Origin of the sequence: Sphingobacterium bovistauri, assembly GCF_020295405.1 — a bacterium.
In the GTDB taxonomy this organism is placed as follows: domain Bacteria; phylum Bacteroidota; class Bacteroidia; order Sphingobacteriales; family Sphingobacteriaceae; genus Sphingobacterium; species Sphingobacterium bovistauri.
In genome coordinates this window covers 1-23864 of record NZ_JADEYP010000020.1, presented here as the reverse complement: position 1 = coordinate 23864, position 23864 = coordinate 1, and the positions used below count along the sequence as shown (strand labels likewise).

The following is a 23864-nucleotide window of genomic DNA, read 5'->3' as shown; positions in this document are numbered from 1 at the left end:
TCAATTCAGGAGGATGGATTTGCCTATATTTGCACTGTATATGCAAAATCCAGATTTAACGAATATTGCTTCTGAGCAAATTAATGATCTCTACCAAAACACATTTAATACAATTGGACACTTAGGCAGTTCAGAACGATTCGGTCATATCCTTACGACAATCACATTACTTTCAATAGTTCTTGTTTTACTTCTGATTACGGACTTTATTTTTAGAAAAGTTCTTAAAACATTATTTACAAAAATAATAAGCAGTTCAAAGACAATATGGGATGATAAACTACTTGAAAACAAGGTGCTAGATGACATAAGTCATTTGGTTTTGATACTTATCGCACAACAAACTGTCCCTCACCTATTTGTAGGCTTTCACTCTTTCAAAGATATCTTGATAAAAGCTTTAAGTGTCATTGTAATCATTTCAATATATAAGTTGGCCAATGCTCTTTTAAAAACATTGCGCGATATTCTAAAAACATCGAAAGCTTTTTTTGACAAGCCTCTTGATAGTTACCTACAAGTGATTCAGATTTTTCTGATTTTTGTTGTCTTTACAGTTTCATTTTCGATCATAACAGGGAATTCGCCTTGGTCTTTTCTAGTCTCATTAGGTGCCGCCTCTGCAATATTAATGTTAGTTTTTAAAGATACTATCCTTGGTTTTGTTGCAAGTATACAAGTTTCAGCAAATGATTCTGTAAGAGTTGGGGATTGGATTGAAATGCAGAAATATGGTGCAGATGGAAGTGTAATTCAAATAAACCTAAACAATGTTAAAGTCCAAAATTTTGACAAAACAATTGTGACCCTACCCACACACGCCTTATTGAGTGATTCATTCAAAAACTATCGTGGCATGCAGCAATCTGGAGGAAGACGCATCAAACGAGCTATCTATATAAAGATTTCCTCTATACGATATCTCACAAATAATGAAATAGAGGAGCTTAAGAAGATACATTTACTCAAAAATTTCATCGCACATCGCGAACAAGAAATTGCAGATTATAATCTAACCCATCAAGTTGATGAAACGATTAAAGTAAATGGGAGAAGAATGACCAATATTGGACTATTTAGAGCATACATTGAGGCATACTTAAATAACAATAAGAATATTCATAAAGAATATCCATTGATGGTTCGTCACTTAGAGCCTACAGAGCATGGGCTCCCATTAGAAATATACGCATTCACACAAGGAACAGAATGGTTATTTTTTGAAGGTGTAATGGCCGATCTATTTGATCATATTTTTGCGGCCATAAAATATTTCCATTTAGAGACTTTTGAATTACCTGCATCGGATGATTTGCGTTTAACCATGTCTCTATTATCGAATTCTGATAAACATATTACGGAATAATTTGTTAGTAAATATATGCTTCAAACACTTAGAACAGAAATACAATAGTATTATTTGTTTTCTAAAAAACTATCTTTGTTTGTTAATTGTGCGTAGTCAAAATTGATTAATTCTGTACACAATAAACCTTATTACAACTTATGGCAAGAAGATTTAAATTAGTAGATACAGCTCCAGAGAAAGAAACTGCAATATTGGTATCGGTTATAACACCTAGTGTATCGGACCAAATGGCACAAGACTATTTAACAGAACTAGAATTTTTGGTGCAAACGGCTGGTGCAGAAACTGTGAAAATTTTCACTCAAAAACTTCAAAAACCAGAGCATGCAACATTTGTAGGAACGGGTAAGTTGGACGAAATACGAGAATACGCTGAAGCGGAAGAAATTGATATGGTGATTTTTGATGATGAGCTTTCACCTTCGCAAATCCGAAATATTGAACGCGAGTTGAAACGTAAAATTTTGGACCGTTCAAGCCTAATATTAGATATTTTTGCTAGTCATGCACAAACAGCTCAAGCCAAAACACAGGTCGAGTTAGCTCAATTGCAATATTTATACCCAAGATTGACACGTATGTGGACCCATTTAGAGCGACAACGTGGTGGTATTGGTATGCGCGGCCCTGGTGAATCGCAGATTGAAACAGATAGACGTATCATTTTAGATAAAATTTCTTTATTAAAAGAAAAATTAAAGACAATTGATAAGCAAAATGCTACTCAACGCAAAAATCGTGGTGATATGATTCGCGTAGCATTAGTCGGTTATACCAATGTTGGTAAATCTACTATTTTGAATATGATATCTAAGGCAGAGGTCTATATTGAAAACAAGCTTTTCGCAACACTAGATACAACCGTAAGAAAAGTCGTGATTGAGAATCTACCATTTCTACTTTCGGACACGGTAGGTTTTATTCGCAAATTACCACATCATTTAGTAGAATCATTTAAATCAACATTGGATGAAGTACGTGAGGCGGATGTATTGATTCATGTTGTTGATATTTCTCATCCAAATTTTGAAGACCACATTATCGCTGTGAATGAAACATTGAAAGATATCAATGCTTTAGATAAGCCAACAATTACAGTTTTCAATAAAATTGATGCATTCAAACCAGCTGTTGAAGTGGATGAGGATGGAGAAGAAATTAAAGTCACTTTAGACGACTTCAAAAATTCGTGGATGGCAAAAAATTCCGATCCTGCTATTTTCTTATCAGCAACTAATAAAACCAACATTGAGGAGTTCAAAGAAAAGCTTTACGAAGTGATTTCAGAGCTTCATAATGCACGCTACCCTTATAATAATTTATTGTATTAATTAAAGGCAGTAAGCTTTATGCTGTAAGCTCTAAGCAAAAGGAAATGAGAGATTTCAAAAAATATGATGTTTGGCAAAAGTCGCACGAATTGACATTAAAAATTTTTGATGTTACAAAATCTTTTCCTAATGAAGAAAAATTTAGAATAACCTCGCAAATGCAAAGAGCTGCTTATTCTATTCCAAGTAATTTTGCAGAAGGATGCGGTAGACAAAGCGATAAAGATTTTGATAGATTTCTACAAATTTGTTTAGGCTCAGCTCATGAATTAGAATATTTTATGATTCTTACTAAAGATTTAAACTTAATATCTGAGATAATACATGATGAAACGTCAGTAGAAATCAACATTATTAAAATGTAATTATTTAATCTGAGTAAAAAACTAAAGGGCTTATAGCCTATTGCATACAGCCTATAGCATTAAGATGAACAAAAAAGTAGAATTTATTGATTGGGGATTGGTTGATTACCAAGAAGCATGGGATAAACAAGAAAAAATATTTGCGGATACGCTTGCGATAAAAGGTAACAACCGTACAAATAACAGCAATAATCCAACGCCGAATTATTTAATCTTCACCGAACATCCGCATGTATACACACTGGGAAAAAGTGGTCATCAAGAATATCTATTATTAGATGAAGAGGGATTAAAAGAGAAGGAAGCCAAATTCTATAAAATCAACCGTGGTGGTGATATTACCTATCATGGGCCGGGACAAATTGTTGGTTACCCAATCTTAGATTTAGACAATTTTTTCACGGATATACATCTTTATTTACGTACATTAGAAGAGGCTATTATCCTTACATTAGCTGATTATGATATAACAGCCGGTAGATACGAAGGCTATACAGGAGTGTGGCTGGATGCGGATAATGACAAAGCGCGTAAAATATGTGCGATGGGTGTTCGTGCTTCACGTTGGGTGACCATGCACGGCTTTGCGTTCAATGTGAATGCGGATTTAGCTTATTTTGGCAATATTATTCCTTGTGGAATTGACGACAAAGATGTCACATCAATGGAAAGAGAATTAGGCAGAAAGCTCAATACAGATGAAGTGAAAGAAAAACTAAAAAATCATATCGCTGAACTTTTTCACATGGAACTTGTGTAAATCACAGTTTCGCTATACGTTAAAGTAGTTTGAACATAAAGATCTGTTGAAGCTACTTTGATTTCTTTTTCGTTTGTAATTTGATAAATTGGTGTTTCTTCAACACGTGTAGCCACAGAAAAAGCAATATCTCCACAATGCGGGCTGAACACCGACTCTACTAATTCTACTGTATTGTTCTCTCCAGAAAGGTGACCTAGAATAAGGTGTTTTAATCGAGAAGTACGATTTTCAAGTAATAATTCTAATGCGACAGCATTGGATATATGCCCCCAACCGCTACGTATTCTATTTTTTAGAAAATAGGAATATCGTCCCTTCTGTAGCATTTCCTCATCAAAATTGCTTTCCAATAGCAACACATCAGAATGCTGAATCACATGCTTCACATTGTCACAACCTCTTCCCAGATCGGTCAAAATACCGACATTAATTTCTCCGTCCGTTACCACAAAACTACAAGGCTCCTTTGCGTCATGATATTTAGGAATACCCATCACGGTTAGTTCACCAATGTTGACTCTTTCATCTGGCTGAATAAAATTAATCAGGTATTCAGGCATATGCAGCTTCGATCCCTCATAACTACCTTTTGTAATATAAACGGGAATCTGAAAACGCTTGCTAAAAACCGATAGTCCGCGTATATGGTCGGTGTGCTCGTGTGTGATAAATATGGCTTTGATACTTGTCGGGTCAATACCTAATCGCTCCATTCGTATAAGCACATGCTTTGTATTTATTCCAATATCAATGAGTACCGCATCATTACCTTTGGCAACATAATAACAATTTCCATTAGACCCAGAAGCAATCGAGCAGTATTTCATATTGGGAGCAAAGGTAAAGAAAAAGCTATTATCCAAACAATGAATAATAGCCTTTAATGTAAACTCTTTTTCGGGTGAATTATAAGGCAACTCGTAAACCTACAACCTTATGAGTGACATACTTATCTTGTGTTTCGAAACTTTCTGTAGCAATATCAAACAAATAATACGAACCTTTTAAAGCACCACCTGCAGCTGGATCATAAGTAGCTATTCCTATCTTTTTAAAATTTGAGGCGGCATTGATATCAAAATTCCAATTCACAATATCTCCAGTGCCATCCTCTGGCAAGGTCAAATATGGTTGAACATCAAGTCCTAAATTTGAAAAACGATATATTGTACGTCCTATTGCAAAATACCAGAATTTCATTCCATTATGATAAACAAAACAAGTAGCTTTATCTAAATTCGGAATATTCTTGGGTCCGCTTGTTATAAAGCTTTTAGGAGCATATGGCGATACCAAAAACATATTTAAATTATGAGAATACAAATCGTTACCCTTACGAGTTAAGTATTGGAAAGTCCAGTCCGAAACAAAAAACTCTGCAGAAGCTAAGTAACTATGACCATCAGTTGCATTAGCTGGTATTAATTCAGCATACTCTCTATCAAAAAAATTAAGTCTTCTATTGTTTGTACCATTGCCAAATAGACGAATCTTATTATTCTTAAAATCATATACTGAGGCAAAATAACCTTCTAATACCGTACTTGGAATAACGGCTGATTTACCCACATTATAATCTAGAGGATCCTCAGCATATACATCGTCAGATATTAAGCCTTTAGCTAACTGATGAACTTTTCCATTTACAACTACATATCCACTCATATTATTAACTTGAGTTTTCGAACTTGGTATATTTACATAAGTTGGCTCTAAAGTTTGACCAGATATCATAGCCGTATTTTTTGTATACAAAAGTGTAGGATATAATGTTTCCAAACTCGTTATCATAATCGGATTTTCTCCTTGTTTTGTAGCTGTCAATACCGAAAGATATGACTTGCTTGTTAGTGATAATGATTTATAACCAATTTCTAGTCCAATAGGCTCTTTACCTAACTTATACCCATTGAATTCCGAAAAACTTAAATAAGGGCTTCCTTCATTAATTGATTTCATCACAAGATGTGATTGTTGCGATTCGTCTTCAACCAAAAGAAAAGTACCTTGAGTAATAGATGCACTAACGTTTACTGTAAAGTTTGCTGAATATTTTCCTTGTGTGGATAAATCTGTAATAACTAATTTCCCATACTTTGAGCCGGTCCCTATTTCTTGACTATTAACCGACAATTTACGCTCATGACTGATTGTGTCTCCTGCTACTATCCAATCAAAAGTTAATTGACTTTCATTAAAAGTAGGTAGTGATCCCGTAATTTTAGGTTCTATATTTAGCTGCTCACCATAAGTGAGACCATAACTTTTATTACTAAAATTATTGCCTTCCGAATCAAGAATGGTAAGTTTATTTACTTCTTGATAATCATAATTCCCCTTATCTCTAGCGCAAGAAATAGTGAGTATTAAAATAATATATATATAAAATATGTTTTTCATATTCTCAAATTAATTAAGGTAAATAAATACGTGGCTTACTTAAGTCTCCATTGGGATAAACTGCATTTTCCATGAAATATTCCTTTAACTTACGTATATACATGAAGGTAACCGGATAAGAAGAAGCAGAGGCAGAGGGAGGCATGTTGTCCCAATAATAATAAGGTGCTGGAAATTTACCATAAATATCTGGACTAGGGTCAGCTCCTAAATAATAGATTTGTATCCATTTTTGATAAACTTCTTGGTTATAAGGCCCAAAAAAATTAATCCATCGTGTCCACCAGATAGGTTGTGATAATCTATTGGTAATACTTATCTTCATCCTTGTATTCTTTGAATGACCTAATTTGAAATTTTCATTATCTTTCAGATTAAGATATAAGTAAAATGTGCCTTCACGTAGTTTATCTGTCTTTTTTATATTTACAAATAAACTATCTACTGTGTGATTTGCCTTAATAACTGGAGTTTCCAAATCTATACTAGTTAAATCAATATTTGAATTTTTTTCATCTATTTCAACTTGATAAGATCTATCAGAAGATTTTGCGACACCTATTATATTAATTGGAATAGCCATTCGTTTGTTTTCCAAATTTACATCCTCAAATACAAAGGAGAAATTCAATGAATCGACAAACAACTCACCTTGTCTTTGACTAGTTGTTCCTGTATTAGGAACAGCAAAATGTATATACGATTCGTTCTGATCATATACCTCAATATTTTGATTCTTTTCACATGAATTGAAAAGAAATATTATAAGGGTAAGAATTATACTATTTTTCATCATTAAATCTTAATTAGAAATATTAAACAAATCCTCTTCAGCAGGTTTAGGCAAGACAAATACTCCTGGTGAGGCAGGCTTATTACCATCATATCGAATGATATCGCTGTTCCATCGTTTATAATATGTAAACAACATGCCTTCACCGATATACTCTCTCCTTATTTCATCCATCAAATATGAAAAAGCTGTATTTGAATCCGCCTGAGTAGACAATTCCGGGATATTTCGCACAGCACGAATCTTATTAATATATTCAACAGATAATTTTGGATTATTTGTTAGATTAGCTTCAGACACAATAAAATATAATTCAGGTAGATTAATCAATTGTACCTCATAATGCTGAGGATATGTGACAATATCTCCTGGATATTCTACAGCTAAGTTAAACTTAGAGAAATAATCGGTGCTAATATTCCAGTTATTTAATCTATAATCATTTGTATTTCCTGTTCCCTCAGTATACAATTTGGATAAAAATTGATTGTACTGAGGTGCCAAGCGAGTATATAAGTCTGAGTTTGTGACCTCAAAAGATCTACGTGTGTAAAGATTATGCTTATTCACAAAAAGACCTAATATATTTTCTATGGAGAAGCGTTTGTCTTTACTGGCATAATTATTTTCAATATTCGCCTTTTCTATTAAGGTTATAGCTTTACTTGTAGCAAGTTCTGAAATCACCTCTTGCGCTCTAGCTCCCGCACTTTGCAAATCTCCTTCCCACAATGATTTTCGTGCTAATAAAGATTTAACAGCATAATAATTCATACGCACTCCTCTACGGTCGAGTAAGTAATTATAATTTGAAAAAAAATCTCCATCATTGCCATTTCCTGCACGTCCCAATTTAATAATAGGGTCATCCTTTAATAAAATAGCAGCTGCCTGCAAATCATTTTCAACTTGATCTAAAAAGACTTTACTAATTAAAAACGGATTGGGAACTTTAGTAACTTGTGTATAATAAGGTATAGATATAGTCTGTAAACCCTGTGTTTTTACAATTGGGCCAAACAATTTAAAAAGTTCAAGATGTAAAAACCCTCTCAAGCCCAAAGCTTCTCCCTTAATTATGTTGTAGTCTACATCATTCTTAATATTATCTACATTCTCCAGCACTATATTAACCTGTCTAATAGACGAATACAAACCTATCCAAACAGAATCTATTCTATCTTTAACAATTGTATTTGTATAATCATAGTTATTATCATTATAATATCTATGCGTATTATAACTACCAATATTCCAGTAGCCAGCTAATATATCTAGAAATCCATACTCTAATTCTCTACCATAGAGCGTTGGACTAGACATATAATTATAAATACCTGATAGGGTTTGTTGAAATCCTTCTGAGGAATTAAACTTCTCTTCAGGATATATTTGATCATCGGGTTTTATATCTAACCACTTACTACAAGAATTTAAAGTAATAGTTATAAGACTTAAAACCAATACATATATTATCTTTTTCATCACGGTCTTAGTATTGAAGCATTAAACCAAAATTGAATGTACGAGCAAATGGGTACTCTGTCCCTCTTTCCATCCGTACTGTACTAATTCTAAAAACATCATTCATTGAAAAATTTAAACGTAAACGCTGTAAATTAAACTTATCAAGCATTGATTTTTCGAAATCATAATTGACATTCAATGAACTGAATCGAATATAATTTTCCCTTTGTACAAAGCGACTAGATAGCAAAGTCGTACTTCTATCACTTATCGCTTTAAATTGTACCAAATCGCCCACATTTTTCCATCTATCTTCAAGAATACGAAGGTCCCCGTTGAGTTGTGGGTTTACATTTTCTATTTTATTTACTAAGGTTTGATTGTATACATCTCCTTGTAATGAATAATTGAAGTATGCCTGTAAACTCAATCTTCTGTAATTGAAAACTGAATTCAATGTACCGAAAAGTTTAGGCTCTGTATTACCTATTATTTGGACATTACTAGCTGACCAGTTATATGTAATATTTCCATCTCTGTCCATGTATACTTCTCGTCCAGTATTTGGATCTATTCCTAAAGATGGTACGCCTTTGATATTATTTAGGGATTCTCCTTGCTCATAATAAACGGATTGATTATACGTATTATCCTCATTTTGTTTTAAATTCCTGTCGTTTAAGGCCTTGAGTTCTTCAGAAATTTCCATCAATTTACTTTTATTACTAACTGAAGAAGCCCCCAGATACCAACTAAAGCCTTTCTCTTGATTTTCAAAAGCTTTTAAGTTAATTGAGCTTTCAAAGCCAATATTTTGTGTTTTACCAAGATTTGCAAAGTAACTATTACCAATGATTCCTAATGATGGTGCTGCTTGAATCAGTGAGATCATTTGGTCCGTAGTTTTCTTGTAAATAGATCCGGTAATATTGATAATACCATCCCATATTTTAGCATTCATTCCTGCACTTAAAGATTGAATTTGTGGCCATTTCAAATTTTCATTACCCTCATTAACATATTCTAATCCTATTAAATTATAATAGTTATTATTTGAGGCCAACGTATAAGCTGTATTGGTCATATTTGCACTAAAGTTATCCGCACCGTTAGTGCCTGTATTGACAAAAAGCCTTAACATTTGTACGAAATCACTTTTAAAGAAATTTTCATTATGCATATTCCAACCTAAACCTACACTCCAGAAATTAGAATAACGGTTATTAGCACCAAATTTTGAAGAGCCATCCATACGATACGATCCATCTAGAACATATCTTTTATCGTAAGTATAATTTGATGTCAAAACAGTTCCTACAAGACGACTTGGATTTCTAAGCACACTATATTCCGGATCAAAATAGGTGGCATAACTCGGTGAAATTTTCTCATCATCTGCAAAACCAGTGAGACTATGAATATTCAACACATCATTCCTATCAGATAATTCTGCAATTGCCGATCCATTAATAGCATGTTTTCCAATGCTTCTAGCATAAGTTAGTTGTGCATTCACATAATAAGACATATTCTTTCCTTCGGAAATAACATACCGCCCTCGCTGTAAAGCTTCTGTGTTTATAAAATCAGTATGCTTGGGAGATTTGAAATTTTCTCCGTCTACAAACGTTTTTTCTAAAACTCCCTTAGCATTGAAAATAATATGATTATTAATGTACCATTCGAATGATATATTATTCGCAATAACAGTATTATTAGTATAATCTCTATGACCTAACTTGGCATTATACAAAGGATTATACGCAACTGATTTATCTGTAGCAGGAGCTAAAAACTCATCATTATATACAACAACTAGTTCTCCATTATCATCATAAATACGTTCGTAAGGATTCATTTTTGCATATAGACTAAAATTTCCATAAGGAGAGTTATATGCTTTTGAAGATTGAAAGCTAGCAATATTTCGCAATGTTATTTTCTGAGGAATACGATATTCTAAATTAAAACCAGCACCGGTACGTTGACGTCCAGACTCTTTCATTGAACCTTTAAAATCAACATAGGAGCCATCAATACTATAACGTACCTGATTACTTCCTCCTTCCAATCTAATTGAATGCCCTACAGACAAATTAGTAGATACTGGCTGAGATAACCAATATGTATCTACACCTGATAATATGTTTAAATATCTATGATTATAAATATTATCCATATTTACTTGTTGACGCTGACGGTATGATTGATCTGTAGAGACCGATGTGTATACTCCAGCTAACTTTTCGTATGCCAACTTTTGTTCTGCGTTCATTAAATTATAGTCAGACAAATCCACTGCAGTAATAGAGGGCTTAGCTTCATATGTAACGGTAAATTTTCCATCCTTTGGCAATCGAGTCTCGATCACGACCACACCATTACCACCACGAGAACCATACAATACTGTCGAGCTTGCATCTTTTAAAATGGAGATAGATTCAATTCTGTTGATGTCAAGATCATACAATTTCTCAATAGTAGATTCAAAGCCATCTATAATAACAAGAGGAGCATTGACAGCATATTCTCCGACAGAGTTTGTCCCTCGAATGGTAATCTCAGGCAAAGTATTTGGATTCGACCCATTGAGGTTATTTTCTCCTACTTTAAATGCAGGATCAACACTTTGGATAATTGAAAATATATTATTTGTATTAAACTTTTCTATTTCCTTTCTACTAATCACCGTAGATGCCCCAGTCATAGATTCTTTCTTACGCGAAGTATAACCTGTCTTAACTTCAACTTCCTCAATTTGATTATCTAATGGAACTAAATTTATATTTAATACTTTCTGATTATTAACTGCTATTTCTAATGTTTTGTACCCTAACATAGAGATAACCAATCGTTCATCCCCTTGCACAAGAAACTTGAATGTACCATTATTATTTGTAGTGAATGACCTTTGTTGTCCTGATATGCGGATGGTGACTCCTCCTAATTTAGAATTTCCAGCCCCAGTAATTACCCCACTTAGCTCATATCTTTGATTAGTAGATTGAGTTTGAAGATTTGTTGCACTAGATTTACCTTTTACAACAATAGTTTTTTCCTTTAATATCAATTCAAAATTTTGTCCCTCTGACAACTTAGTTAGAACATTTTCAATTGATAGTCCATTAAATGCAACTGTTACAGGCTTAGCATTTCGAATTAATGATAAGTCACCTATAATATCAAATCGAGTCTGATTTCTGACTGATTTTAGAACATGTTCAAACGAACTATTTGTCTCCCTTAGATTAATAGTCTGTGCAACCAAAGGCCCACCCAATGATAGCAAAGACAGTATGACAAAAAGCTTTTTGAACGAATTTGAGTGTTTTAAATTCATTTTTTAGGCAATATTAATTTAATTATTTAGATTCAATTAGAATATTTTTACCCTCAATAGTATACTTAATATGCTCTACCTCAGAAAGCAAATCCAACACTTGATTAAGAGATTTAGTTCGGTTTATTTCACCGTAGAATATAATTTCACGAACACCTTTACCAAATTTCACATCTACGTCATACCAATTAGAAAGTTTCACCGCAATCTCCTGAAGACTTAATCCAGTAAAATCGAAATAACCATTTACCCAATCTATCTTGCTAGTGATGTTTGTTGATTTTTTGACCATACCATCAACAAATATTTCGGAAGTATTCATATATATCGCATCGGCTAGAAGGGCCATTTCCCCCATGCGAGATGGCTTTGCAATTGAGATCTTTCCTTCTAACAGCGCAGCTTCGAATTTACTGTAGGTATTGACATTAAATTTAGTCCCATGAACTTGCACGGTATGTTGATCTGTTCTAACAAAAAAGGGTACTTTATTATTATTATTATTATTATTAGCGACATGAGCGACTTCAAAATACGCCTCTCCAGTCATTCGTACCTCACGAAAATTATCTTGAAAAGTAATAGGATATTCGATTATTGAATTGGCATTAGCCCACAATTTCGTTCCATCAGATAATGTTATCTTTGCTGAACCTCCTGGTTTCGTTATTAAAGTATTAAAAACTACAATATCCGAGTTAGAACGCTGTAAATATTTTAAACTACCATCTTCAAGTTTTGTAATATAATATCCATCAGCAGCTACAGTATCTCCTAATTGAATATCATCAATTGAAATTTCAGTATTATTATTCAATACTATTCTGGCATTAGAAGAAGTTGGCGCTTTAACAATATGGTTAGTATTAGATAAGTCAAGTGATTCTTTATTATATAAAAAAACTCCAAAACCTATGAGCAACACTGCAACTGCTGATAACCATTTCCAGCGTTGTATATTACGAATTGGTGTATGAAAAGTTTTATAAAATCTTTTATCTAATGAGGATATGGTATTATTCACCTCATCATCAGAAAATGTATTAAAATCATTTTCTTCAAACCATTTTTCCACCAAGGCCCTTTCTTCGTGTGTACAAAGACCCTTGCTATATTTTTTTAAAATATCCTTATCAAATTTCATAATAACCTTAACTAAAAAGTAAAGTATAAGAGGTTTCGCTTGTGAAAGTCACAATCGGTTAGTAGCATTTTCATACTCTATATATACAAGACGAAAGTAAAAAGAAATTGTCCCGAACTTTTTTTAAATTATTAGGACATAAAGGATAAAAATAGCAGAAGAGGTATTTTTTCTCTCAAGTACCTCATCAAAAGAGAATATTGGTTTCTTACAGTCTTTTCAGATATCCCCAATTGCTCGGCTATTTCTTGATTAGAATATCCTTGCATACGAAGTTTAACAATCTGTTGCGATTTAGTGCCATACTTGATCAAAAGAGAATCAATCTTATTAAGAAAAGTCTCTTCTCGAATTTTGAAATCAGCAAAATATGAGAATTGCTGTAAACTAAAATCTTCCAAAGAGTCTACATACTTTTGAGCAGTATCATTATAAGCTATAAAATCAATTATCCTATTTCTTAAAGCTCTAAAAATATAAGAAGAAAAGTTTTCTATTTGTACAGTATTACGATTTGTCCAAATTCTTACAAAAAGATCATGAATTAAATCTTCTGCTATACTATTCGACACTTTCGCTAATGCATAGGCTATTAGCGGTTTCTTGTAGCGATTATATAGCTCTGTGAATGCCTTGTTATTATCATCAAAGCTTACTTTTTGATATAATACCTCATCAGTTAGAAGATTTAGATTTGACATTCATTTAGTTTTGTAATCTCAAATATACAATCTTCTTTACTGTTTATTAACATTCAGGTAAACTCAACGGCACTTTAACTGCCAAACCGCCATCGGCTGTTTCTTTATATTTCACATTCATATCTTGCGCCGTTTCCCACATGGTGCTCACCACAGCATCTAGACTAACTTTAGCTTTATCAGGATTTGATTGCAATGCCAATTGTGCCGCAGTAATGGCCTTTATTGCACCCATGGTATTCCGTTCAATGCAAGGTACTTGTACCAAACCACCAATTGGGTCACAAGTTAAACCAAGATGATGCTCCATAGCTATTTCCGCAGCCATCAATACTTGTCTTTGTGAACCACCAAGACATTCTGTCAAAGCCCCCGCAGCCATTGCCGACGACACACCAATCTCCGCTTGACATCCACCCATAGCTGCAGATATCGTTGCACCTTTCTTAAAGATAGATCCTATCTCTGATGCCGTAGTTATAAACTGAACAATTTTATTGTCGTTATATGCATTATAGAACGCCACATAATATTGTAGAACTGCTGGAATAACTCCCGCGGCACCATTCGTAGGCGCTGTAACGACACGACCAAATGAAGCATTTTCCTCATTTACTGCCAATGCAAAGCAACTCACACAATCGAGAATATAACCAAAATCTTTCCCTCCAGCACGAATAGCTTCTAACCAACTATCATAATCGTCGTAGCTACGATCTTTCAACATACGTTTATTCAGACGAGCTGCTCTCCTTTCCACATTCAGTCCCCCAGGTAGCACACCTTCGGTATGACAGCCTTTATAGATACATTCTTTTATTACACGAAAAATATTGAGTATTCCATTTCTAGTATCTTCTTCTGGACGCCATGACAATTCATTCTCCATCACCAGCTCAGAAATCTTCAATCCTGTACGCATACATGCGCTCATCAACTGCTGTGCGGTATCTACTGGGAACGGTAAATCTACCTCGCTTAAAACAGATTCTGTATCATTTTCTTGAACAACAAATCCGCCGCCAATAGAATAATAAGTTTCGCTTACAGCAGTTCCATTATTCAAAAAAGCTTGAAAAGTAACTGCATTGGGATGAAAAGGCAAACTTTGGTCAAATAGAAACAACAACTGGTTGGAATAAGAAAAGTCTATGCCTTTTATTCCACCTAAAACAAGCGAATTTGATGATTTGATATGCTCTACTTTCGGCATCACTTGATTGACATCAAAAGTTACTGGATCATCACCACTCAGTCCTAATAAAATTGCAATATCTGTACCGTGTCCTATTCCTGTTTTGGCAAGAGAACCATATAATAAAATATTGACTTGCTCTACCTGAGCAAGTGCATCTCCTTCTTTCAACTTTTGAACAAATCGTTGTGCAGCACGCCAAGGTCCCAATGTATGCGAACTTGATGGTCCTATACCAATTTTAAACATATCAAAAACTGAAATTTGCTCTGATGCCATAATCACAAAAGATTTTTAGAGATATAATTTGAAGCAAAGTTAGGATTATAAATGACAAAAAAAAGCCAAGTTGATACTCAACTTGGCTCTTATATCAATGATTTCTGATTCTTACAATCCTCTACCGAAAGAATAAGCCTTACTAATTGTTACCGGCAATTTACCCTTGGAAGTAATATCTTTTAGAATAACCTTAGCAGCAGCTCTTTGCATAAAAGCTTCATTTTGATAACCCATTATAATCGATGCACTACGATTCACATCGACAGATGTTAACGCATAAGGATTAGTTAACATGACAGTAATAGTGCGACGACCTGCTATCTTATCGATGAAGGACTTTACATCTTCTGAAAAATCTAATGTAGGTCTTGGACGAGATCTATTGTCATGAATTGTTAGTATGATCTGATCGTGGTTTCGTACTTCTTCTACCAAATCAGCGATTAAATCTTTTGTTTCCTTACCCGAAATATAAATATTGGTAACATTAGACAATCGAGATGCTAATGCATTTTCGAAATCTTGTGCTTTATCGATCCCAACACTTACGACCACTGTTTTCTTTTTCGTATCGAATGACTGGATACGACGATTTGATTTTAACAAAGTAACCGAAGCATCAGCCATACGTTGAATCAAGGACTTCGTTTCTGGTCTGTTAAGATCTGCTATAGCATTGTCGTATTTAGCTGGTGTATATTTATCTAAACCTAACCATAATTTTGCAGCTAAAATACGTTTAACGCGAGCATCAATATCCGCTTGCTTCAAACGACCACTTTTAATAGATTTTTCAACCAAATCAATTGCACGAGCACTATTTTCGGACAATTCTAATAAATCATGGCCCGCCTCTATTGCCAAGATGTCTGCTTCACCGTCAGGGAAATATTTAGTAACACCTTTCATATTCATGGCGTCAGTTACAGTCAACCCCTTAAAACCTAAATCTTTTCTTAATAAATCTGTAACGACTTTCTTAGATATAGAAGAAGGCAAGTTAGGTGTATTATCCAATGCTGGAATATCCATATGACCAACCATTACAGCTGGTGCACCTTGTTTAATCAATTCTTTAAAAGGGTATAATTCTAAATCCTCCAAACGTTGGCGTGTAAAATTCAATTTTGGAAGGTCATAATGTGAATCCACATCTGTATCACCATGTCCAGGAAAATGCTTTAATGAAGCCAAAACTCCTCCATCAATCATTCCTTTCATATAGGCAGCAGACTTTACCGCTACATTTTCTTTATTATCACCAAAGGAACGGAAACCAATAACAGGGTTTTTAGGATTGTTGTTGATATCTACTGTCGGAGCAAAATTGAATTGTATACCTATACGCAAAAAATCTTTTGCCATATCTCTACCCATATCGTACAACAACGAATTATCTTGCAAAGCGCCCAAAGTCATTTGATATGGAAATGATTGAGTAGAATCAGGTAAACGCATACCAATCCCCCACTCGCCATCTACAGTAACCAACAAAGGCACCTTAGACACGCTTTGATATTTATTAATCATATCGATATGACGAACAGGACCTCCTTGAAAAACTACTAATCCACCTAACTGTTCATTTTTGACTACAGTACCAACTGAATCAACAAATTTTTGACCCAAATTTGTATGTGCCCTAACTAAAAAAAGCTGACCTATGCGCTCTTTAGGAGTTAATGAGTTAAATACAGAGTCAACCCACTTGTGATTACTATTAATAAAATTCACAAAATCAGGTCTTTTCTGTGCAAAAGAACTAATAGAAGTAAGTAAAGCTAATGATAAAGCTAAAATAGGTTTCAGCATAATGTCTTAATTAAATGTATAGAGACGAAAATATAATATTATTTCGACATATCAATGTTTATGCAAAATAATTAGGTGAAAACGCATAAAAACGCATTACAGTAATTGATACTTTTGCTCTAGTAATAACGCTAGATCAATAGAGTTCTCAATTTCACCACACGCTTCTTTTTTCCACAACATGTCAATAACTAACAACAAATATTGCGCCTCAATTTCAGGATTTTGATACCCCAATTCGCTGAATGCTCTAATAATGATTGGGTGCACAGGCTTCATAAACTGCTCGTGCTGAGATTTAGAAAATGGAATATGAGATAGTCTTTCTTGCAATTTCCAAAACATAGGTTCCTCTGCAACAAGCTTACTAGGTAAGAAAATCATATTTTTAAGAAAGTCCTTCGCACTTTTGTAGGTCATCATGCCGCGATGATGCTGCAGGACTCTCCTATATCCAGACTTAATAAGGTGAGAAAGCAGTGTATCTTTATTCCCAAAATGTTTAAAAATTAAAGCCTCCGAAACACCTGCATTTACAGCGATTTCTTTAGTTGACGTATCAGCATAACCATTTTTGGCAAACAGCACTAATGCTGCTTCCAAAATCTTCTCTTTTCTACTTATCAGGGAATTTTTCATAAACACACGAACATTCAAGCAAATATATTCATTTTGCCAATATATTTGAAGTATGCTAACTTTAAACTATTATTGCAATATTGACCATTTTCTCTGTGAAAACTTTTATACATTCTGCTTTAATTTTCATAGCATTACTAACTTCTATAGACTTATATGCCCAGCATAGAGTCAATGGACGAGTACTTAGTACTATAGACTCAACCGCGATAATAGGCGCTACAGTGCGCATTTTTCAAAACATTCAAAATTCAACACCGCTATATTCGTCATCCACCGACAAACTTGGAGGATTTATTTTCAACCAACTCAAACCTGGTGATTATAAGATAAGTGTTCAAGCATTAGGTTTTCAAAGCAACGTTTCAACTCTTCAAATTCATAATAAAACCACTGAAATCGTAAAACTTGTGTTACAACCCGAAAATATTGGAATTGATGAAGTTGTCATTAGTGCTTCACCAGCCGTTTTACTCAAAGGTGATACATTAGAGTATGACGCTAAGCGTTATGTAGCTAGAGACTTTGCTGATGCAGACGAAATTGTATCTCAGATACCCGGTGTAATGATCGATGAAGATGGAAATGTAACTGCACATGGGGAGCAAGTGACAAGAATCATCGTTGATGGAAAAGAATTTTTCTCTTCTGACCCCAAAGTAGCCCTCAAAAACTTACCTGCTGACATTATAGCTAAGATTCAACTAATAGATGAAAAATCCGAGCAAGCACGGTTTTCGGGATTCGATGATGGTAAAAGAAACAAAGTCATAAATATTGTTACTAAACCAGATAAAAAATTAGGTTATTTTGGCAAATCAGCTCTTAGCAAAGGAAATAGTGACAAATTTTCGATTAATTCTTCGACAAACAGTTTCAACCAAGACAAAAAATACGCTATCAATATACTAGCAAATAATATCAACGAAACAAATTTTGCCGAACAAGGCCGAGGTGGTAATAGACGCGGCAATAATAACACAGACCGAGGCTTGTCTGACACATACGCTGCCGCCCTTACTTTTAGTAATACCTATCCTAAAGCAAAATTAGAATTGAGCTCAGATTATAATTTTAATTCATCCACTACAGCATCGAATTCACTTTCCAATATTCAGTACTTATCCGAAAGACAGTCGAATCAATTCAGAACACAAAATCAATTTACGGATGTGAACAGTACAAAACATGTATTTGGAGGACGTGTCAAGTGGCAAATTGACTCTATACAAAGGCTTGATTTCTCGCCAAATCTACAATATACTACTGGCGAAAGAACTAGCTCCACTGATTTTAATACGATTAATACAAATGAACTACCCATAAATAAATCAGAGCGTTCTACAAATGGAGACAACAGCAACCTCAGTTTCGGAGGATCATTGACTTATATGCTAAAACTAAAAAAACCAGGTAGAACGATCTCCCTGTCAGCTACTGGAAACAAAAACACTAATGATGCCTATGGATTGAATTTAGCTGTGACAGAATACTATAAAGACGCATTATTGAACAGAATCGACACCAACAATAATACTAGTCTATCAAACGGCCATGGTTCTGGGGTAAATGCTAGATTGTCATTCACCGAAACAATATCCAAATTTAGTAGGCTACAAGCACAGTATAACTTTAGAAATAATGCTTCATACTCAAAAAGAGAAACCTACGAATTTCTAGCCGAAACAGGGCAAACAGGAGAAATTCGCGATCGTCTTTCTAATGAGTTTAGAAATGATTTTGATTACCACAGCGCTGGCCTATCTTATATTTTTGCAATCAAGGATTCAATTCGCTTTCAAATGGGATTACAATACCAGCATGGAATAAGACACAACGATAGAATAGTGCCCATACACCTAGAGACTGTATCTAATTTCAATAGTTTTTTACCAGATTTAGCTGCACGCTACAAATTCAAACAGACTAAAGAAATTGAATTTAATTATAATACAAGTACGAATACTCCAACTATAAATCAATTACAAGATTTTATCAATAACCAAAATGAACTACGCATTACCAACGGTAATCCAAATCTGAATCAAGAGTATGCACACACGCTAAGACTACAATACAAGGATATCAACAAAAAAACAGGTAAATCACTAACCACTAATATTAATTTTGACTATATACAGAATAGAATAATTAATAGCATACTACAAACAGATACAAGTATATATTTATTTGATGACATAAGATTAGGAGCAGGAGGTCAATATATCGTTCCTATTAATGCAGATGGTGCTTATTCATTTCGACTGAACAACAGTTATGGGCTACCTATTGAAAAATTAAAAATCAATCTTAATCTAAACTCAAGATTATATTTAAACAATGAATTAGCTAAAATAAATAATTCACCAATTAACAATAAAACATTTGGATATGGTCAAAGTATTGGGGTAAACTCCAAATTTTCTAAAAGATATGTTATTGGAATTTCATACCACATAGACGGAAGACAAACGTCAAACATTATGACACAAACTGCAAGATACCATGTCATTAATCATAGACTCAGTAACAATACAACTATTGAACCATTTAAGAATATAGTTATATCTTCAAATTTTATGTGGATTAATAATGGTGGAATAATGGACTATCCGGATGTCGAAACTTTCTTGTGGAATGCATCTATTGGCAAAAAGCTATTCAAGAAGAGTAATGCAGAAATAACGTTGAAAGGATTTGATTTATTAAATAGTGCAAAAAATATTAGTCGTCGTGTCACCGAGAATAATATTTCAGATGTAACATCTAATACATTGAATAGATACTTTTTATTGTCATTCACTTATAATCTCAGAAAATTCGGAACTACAAATATTTTTAAATAAAAAGTCCTCCCTTTTGTAAGAAAACTTCCTTTTTCTTCATATATGTATCCTTATCTATAGCTTTTGTAGCCTTAGAAATAATAGCAGTTTTGTAGCCAAGCTCCAAAGCATCCATTGCCGTAAAATACACGCAGAAATCAGCTGCCAATCCACAAATATGGACCTCATTGACACTTTTATCTTGAAAAAAACCATGTAATCCTGTCTTTCGCGATTTATTGTTATCAAAAAAACCACTATAACTGTCTACATTACGATCCATTCCTTTCCTAAAAACAGCTTGGATTGCATCGGTATTTAATAAAGATGAAAATTCAGCCCCAACACTTCCCTGAACACAATGATTTGGCCATAATGTTTGTGGATAACCATTCAAATCAATTACGTCGAATACATTATGTTCCACGTGCATCGAAGCAAAACTTTTATGATTAGCAGTATGCCAATCTTGTGTAGCGACTACAATTTCATACTTCGATTGCAGTCGATTAATTACATCTATAACTTCATCCCCGTGAGTCACTTCCAATGCCCCTCCTGGAAGAAAATCATTTTGTACATCTACAATAATTAATGCTTTCATACTTTGAAGTTAGAAAATATAATTGATTTAAATTTTTATAAGCTGATGATAAACATTTATGATCACAATTATTGTAGCGTATAACACAGTTATCACGTCTTTATACTTGATGCATTTTCTAGCTGTAATACAGCACTAAAACAAAATAAATTATTAGATTTGCACCTCGTATCTATTGGCTATAGATATTTAACATATTATAACACATTTAACAATAGGTATTACTTACATTTGCATGTCAACTAATAAATATGAGTCAAATTTTACGTTTTAAATATATACACATTTTTTCTATCATATATGTACTATCCTTATTCACAAGCTGTAATAAAGACACAAGTATATCTTTAGATCATATTGACGAAGACATCGCAGTCACTTTCATTGACTCATTTTCTGTTAATACATCCACTTACCAATTAAATTACCTGCCTTCATTAGGTACTAAAGCAGTTTTAGTGGGTAAGGTACAAACTCCAGATCTAGGCACAATCAAGTCTTCATCTTATTTAAAAGTATTATTAGACTCGTACACAGACAATATTCCACAAGACGCGATTTTTGATTCTGTAAATGTAGTCTTAAGACCTAATGCAGCAAGATATTATTTTGGAGATACTACTCAAACTCAAACTTTAAAAATACATAAGGTCACTCAAGAAATTGTCACTACAAACCTATTAACAGCAATTGACAGCTACAATGCTCCAGTTTATGTTACAGGGCCGACAGTTTTCAGCAATCAAAAATTCAATTACGATACTAGTGCTTTAGGGACTGTAACCTTCAAACCTAATGTTAACTCTATCGATTCAATTAATATTAAATTGAATGATAATTTTGGCCGAGATATCTTCGACAAGATAAATTCTAATGATTTTAATGTGAGTAATGCGAATGCTTTCTTAACATATTTAAAAGGAATTGCTATTGTTCCTGATGACAATAATACTGTCGTATTAGGTCTTAAAGATACCGTTCAGATTAACATCAATTACTCTTATGTCGGTCCTAACGGCTTTAGAGTTACTGGCAAAAAAGTTATGTCAAGTGCATTAAGTAATTTTTCATACAACAACATTGAGTATAACAGGGCTGGGACATCTTTCGCTGCTCTCAATCAAAATAATAGAGAATTGTCTTTTTCTCAAACAGACAACAAAGCATATATTCAATCAGGTACTGGAATAGCGACTAAAATAAAAATCCCCGCGCTAAGTGAATTCATGTCAGCAACAAACATCAGTATTAACAAAGCGGAATTAATTATAGAAACAGAGTCGCTAAATTATGGCAATAATGCAGCTCCATCGGGATTAATGTTAATGGTAACGAATAAAAATGGCTTACCAATCAACTATATCCCTACACCAATGAGTACTACAATACAACAAGCTTCTTACATGTCGGGAACAGATATTGTTGGTAATGGTAAATATGTTTTTAACTTAATAGATTACATAAAAAATATTAATACGAATAGGTATATCGATACCGATTTGTTAATTTCAACTATTGCACCTAGCATTTTTAGCACTGTAAACACAGCTAAAATTGCGAATGAAAATGGAAAACCAAAGATTAAATTAAACATTGTATATACTAAATTTAAATAATTTATGAATAAGAAAAATTGGCTATGTGTAGTTTTAGCCTGCGCTTTTACACTTTCTGCATTTAATTCTTGTAAAAAAGACGAAGATAACGACACTACGACGGACAACGGTCCTACAGAATGGGTAAGAGCCTCTGCTTTTGACGGCGATCCAAGAAGTGGCGCTGCATCATTCCAAATTGAAAACAAAGGATTTTTAGCTACAGGTATTTTTTCAACTAATGAGATGACTAATGATGCTTGGACTTTTGAAAACAATGTATGGACACGTATCGCTGATTTCAAAGGCAGCGCAAGAACAGGAGCTGTAGGTTTCTCAATTGGTCAAAATGGTTATGTTGGATTAGGGTTTGATGGTTCTGAAGTATTAAAAGACTTCTACAAATACAATCCTTCAACTAATACATGGTCTCAAATCGCTTCATTACCTGAGACTGCTGAAGCTCGTTATGGCGCGGTAGCTTTCACATTAGGTGGAAATGCTTATGTTGGTTTAGGTGCTACTAAAACACAAAAAACACTAAAAGATTTTTACAAATATGATCCAAATACTGATAAATGGACTTCAGTAGGATCAGAATTCAAGCAAAAAAGAAGAAATGCTTTTGCTTTCGTAATTGGTAATAAAGCTTATGTAGGTGGAGGATTTGATAACAACCAGTATCCTGAGGATTTCTATTCTTTTGATGGAACAAATTGGACTGAAGAAACACCATTAAGAGATACAGATAATTCATATGATTTGACTCGTGAATCTGCTTCAGCATTTTCTATTGGCAACTATGGATACGTAGTAGGTGGTAAAAAGGCTGCTGCTTTGAATACTGTATGGAAATATGATCCAGCAACTAAAAAATGGGACAGTAAACACCAATCTCTACCACAAAATGCAAGAGAAAGTGGTGCAGCTTACTCTATTGGTGGTAAAGGCTACTATACTACAGGGGCAAATGGTTCATTTAAATATGATGACAACTGGGTTTTCACACCAGTAAGATAATATAATTCATTATTATTAAAAAAAGGCTTTATGAAAAATCGAGGGCACTGAAAAAGTCCCCTTTTAGATTGGGCTAAAAAAAGGAGTGGAAAACAACAGTTTTCTGCTCCTTTTTTCGTATCTTAAAGTAGGTTTTAACGGACATCAGGATGCTTTCTACCCAACAAAAAATACATTTCAGTTCCTATTCAGGATTGTACGATATCATTGTTCCAAAAG

General features: G+C 33.8%; 18 protein-coding genes. 7 read left to right on the top strand and 11 right to left on the bottom strand.

Annotated elements, in window-relative coordinates; genetic code table 11:
• Window positions 1-13: 13 nt before the first annotated feature.
• The 4 genes from IPZ78_RS11135 (at window position 14) to lipB (ending at window position 3825) form a co-directional block, all read left to right on the top strand.
• Window positions 14-1366 carry a mechanosensitive ion channel family protein gene (locus IPZ78_RS11135; protein WP_225553684.1) on the top strand — a complete coding sequence of 451 codons (1353 nt, stop codon included), beginning with the start codon at window positions 14-16 and terminating at the stop codon, window positions 1364-1366.
• A 140-nt stretch (window positions 1367-1506) separates the two neighbouring features.
• Entirely contained in the window at window positions 1507-2700 is a 1194-nt protein-coding gene (gene hflX / locus IPZ78_RS11130; RefSeq protein ID WP_225553683.1) for a GTPase HflX, read from the top strand.
• A gap of 44 nt (window positions 2701-2744) precedes the next feature.
• On the top strand, window positions 2745-3065 hold the full coding sequence (locus IPZ78_RS11125) for a four helix bundle protein (protein ID WP_225553681.1): 321 nt from the start codon (window positions 2745-2747) through the stop codon (window positions 3063-3065).
• A gap of 64 nt (window positions 3066-3129) precedes the next feature.
• Window positions 3130-3825, top strand: coding sequence for a lipoyl(octanoyl) transferase LipB (gene lipB / locus IPZ78_RS11120; protein ID WP_225553679.1), 696 nt, complete (start codon window positions 3130-3132; stop codon window positions 3823-3825).
• Here the strand turns inward: lipB and IPZ78_RS11115 are convergent.
• The 10 genes from IPZ78_RS11115 to IPZ78_RS11070 all read right to left on the bottom strand — a co-directional run bounded on the left by IPZ78_RS11115 (window position 3807) and on the right by IPZ78_RS11070 (window position 17601).
• Window positions 3807-4655: an MBL fold metallo-hydrolase gene (locus IPZ78_RS11115; RefSeq protein ID WP_225553676.1), complete on the bottom strand. Its 849-nt coding sequence runs from the start codon at window positions 4653-4655 to the stop codon at window positions 3807-3809. The two genes, lipB and IPZ78_RS11115, sit on opposite strands and share 19 nt — an antisense overlap.
• Before the next feature lie 79 nt (window positions 4656-4734).
• The gene (locus tag IPZ78_RS11110) at window positions 4735-6228 is read right to left on the bottom strand and encodes a PKD-like family lipoprotein (RefSeq protein ID WP_225553674.1); all 1494 of its coding nucleotides are present in this window, start codon (window positions 6226-6228) and stop codon (window positions 4735-4737) included.
• Window positions 6229-6241: 13 nt separating this feature from the next.
• Window positions 6242-7024 carry a DUF4843 domain-containing protein gene (locus tag IPZ78_RS11105; protein ID WP_225553672.1) on the bottom strand — a complete coding sequence of 261 codons (783 nt, stop codon included), beginning with the start codon at window positions 7022-7024 and terminating at the stop codon, window positions 6242-6244.
• 6 nt (window positions 7025-7030) lie between these two features.
• Window positions 7031-8506 (bottom strand): RagB/SusD family nutrient uptake outer membrane protein, encoded by a 1476-nt coding sequence (locus IPZ78_RS11100; RefSeq protein WP_225553670.1) that lies wholly within the window; start codon window positions 8504-8506, stop codon window positions 7031-7033.
• 7 nt (window positions 8507-8513) lie between these two features.
• Complete coding sequence (locus tag IPZ78_RS11095; protein WP_225553668.1) at window positions 8514-11828, bottom strand: SusC/RagA family TonB-linked outer membrane protein; 3315 nt, start codon at window positions 11826-11828, stop codon at window positions 8514-8516.
• 22 nt (window positions 11829-11850) lie between these two features.
• Window positions 11851-12972, bottom strand: a complete 1122-nt coding sequence (locus tag IPZ78_RS11090; RefSeq protein ID WP_225553666.1) for a FecR family protein — start codon at window positions 12970-12972, stop codon at window positions 11851-11853.
• A gap of 131 nt (window positions 12973-13103) precedes the next feature.
• Entirely contained in the window at window positions 13104-13673 is a 570-nt protein-coding gene (locus IPZ78_RS11085; RefSeq protein WP_225553665.1) for an RNA polymerase sigma factor, read from the bottom strand.
• Window positions 13674-13719: 46 nt separating this feature from the next.
• Window positions 13720-15147 carry an L-serine ammonia-lyase gene (locus IPZ78_RS11080; protein ID WP_225553662.1) on the bottom strand — a complete coding sequence of 476 codons (1428 nt, stop codon included), beginning with the start codon at window positions 15145-15147 and terminating at the stop codon, window positions 13720-13722.
• A 111-nt stretch (window positions 15148-15258) separates the two neighbouring features.
• Window positions 15259-16962, bottom strand: coding sequence for a glycoside hydrolase family 3 protein (locus tag IPZ78_RS11075; protein ID WP_225553659.1), 1704 nt, complete (start codon window positions 16960-16962; stop codon window positions 15259-15261).
• Between the two features lie 96 nt (window positions 16963-17058).
• Window positions 17059-17601 carry a TetR/AcrR family transcriptional regulator gene (locus IPZ78_RS11070; RefSeq protein ID WP_225553657.1) on the bottom strand — a complete coding sequence of 181 codons (543 nt, stop codon included), beginning with the start codon at window positions 17599-17601 and terminating at the stop codon, window positions 17059-17061.
• 95 nt (window positions 17602-17696) lie between these two features.
• On the opposite strand from IPZ78_RS11070, the gene IPZ78_RS11065 reads away from it, so the two are divergent.
• A complete protein-coding gene (locus tag IPZ78_RS11065; RefSeq protein ID WP_225553655.1) occupies window positions 17697-20447 on the top strand; it encodes an outer membrane beta-barrel protein in 2751 nt (916 codons plus the stop codon).
• Here IPZ78_RS11065 and pncA read toward each other — a convergent pair.
• Entirely contained in the window at window positions 20440-21030 is a 591-nt protein-coding gene (pncA, locus tag IPZ78_RS11060; RefSeq protein WP_225553652.1) for a bifunctional nicotinamidase/pyrazinamidase, read from the bottom strand. The genes IPZ78_RS11065 and pncA overlap by 8 nt on opposite strands.
• A 251-nt stretch (window positions 21031-21281) precedes the next feature.
• Between pncA and IPZ78_RS11055 the strand changes: the two genes are divergently transcribed.
• Both IPZ78_RS11055 and IPZ78_RS11050 read left to right on the top strand, forming a co-directional pair.
• Window positions 21282-22646: a DUF4270 family protein gene (locus tag IPZ78_RS11055; protein WP_225553649.1), complete on the top strand. Its 1365-nt coding sequence runs from the start codon at window positions 21282-21284 to the stop codon at window positions 22644-22646.
• 3 nt (window positions 22647-22649) lie between these two features.
• Complete coding sequence (locus tag IPZ78_RS11050; protein WP_225553647.1) at window positions 22650-23645, top strand: Kelch repeat-containing protein; 996 nt, start codon at window positions 22650-22652, stop codon at window positions 23643-23645.
• The last annotated feature ends 219 nt before the right edge of the window (window positions 23646-23864 follow it).

Coding starts and splice junctions, on each gene's coding strand:
- IPZ78_RS11085 (WP_225553665.1), bottom strand. CDS start 13,673: ATGTCAAATCTAAATCTTCTAACTGATGAGGTATTATATCAAAAAGTA.
- hflX (WP_225553683.1), top strand. CDS start 1,507: ATGGCAAGAAGATTTAAATTAGTAGATACAGCTCCAGAGAAAGAAACT.
- lipB (WP_225553679.1), top strand. CDS start 3,130: ATGAACAAAAAAGTAGAATTTATTGATTGGGGATTGGTTGATTACCAA.
- IPZ78_RS11125 (WP_225553681.1), top strand. CDS start 2,745: ATGAGAGATTTCAAAAAATATGATGTTTGGCAAAAGTCGCACGAATTG.
- IPZ78_RS11105 (WP_225553672.1), bottom strand. CDS start 7,024: ATGATGAAAAATAGTATAATTCTTACCCTTATAATATTTCTTTTCAAT.
- IPZ78_RS11070 (WP_225553657.1), bottom strand. CDS start 17,601: ATGAAAAATTCCCTGATAAGTAGAAAAGAGAAGATTTTGGAAGCAGCA.
- IPZ78_RS11055 (WP_225553649.1), top strand. CDS start 21,282: ATGAGTCAAATTTTACGTTTTAAATATATACACATTTTTTCTATCATA.
- pncA (WP_225553652.1), bottom strand. CDS start 21,030: ATGAAAGCATTAATTATTGTAGATGTACAAAATGATTTTCTTCCAGGA.
- IPZ78_RS11115 (WP_225553676.1), bottom strand. CDS start 4,655: ATGAAATACTGCTCGATTGCTTCTGGGTCTAATGGAAATTGTTATTAT.
- IPZ78_RS11075 (WP_225553659.1), bottom strand. CDS start 16,962: ATGCTGAAACCTATTTTAGCTTTATCATTAGCTTTACTTACTTCTATT.
- IPZ78_RS11050 (WP_225553647.1), top strand. CDS start 22,650: ATGAATAAGAAAAATTGGCTATGTGTAGTTTTAGCCTGCGCTTTTACA.
- IPZ78_RS11110 (WP_225553674.1), bottom strand. CDS start 6,228: ATGAAAAACATATTTTATATATATATTATTTTAATACTCACTATTTCT.
- IPZ78_RS11090 (WP_225553666.1), bottom strand. CDS start 12,972: ATGAAATTTGATAAGGATATTTTAAAAAAATATAGCAAGGGTCTTTGT.
- IPZ78_RS11135 (WP_225553684.1), top strand. CDS start 14: ATGGATTTGCCTATATTTGCACTGTATATGCAAAATCCAGATTTAACG.
- IPZ78_RS11080 (WP_225553662.1), bottom strand. CDS start 15,147: ATGGCATCAGAGCAAATTTCAGTTTTTGATATGTTTAAAATTGGTATA.
- IPZ78_RS11100 (WP_225553670.1), bottom strand. CDS start 8,506: ATGAAAAAGATAATATATGTATTGGTTTTAAGTCTTATAACTATTACT.
- IPZ78_RS11095 (WP_225553668.1), bottom strand. CDS start 11,828: ATGAATTTAAAACACTCAAATTCGTTCAAAAAGCTTTTTGTCATACTG.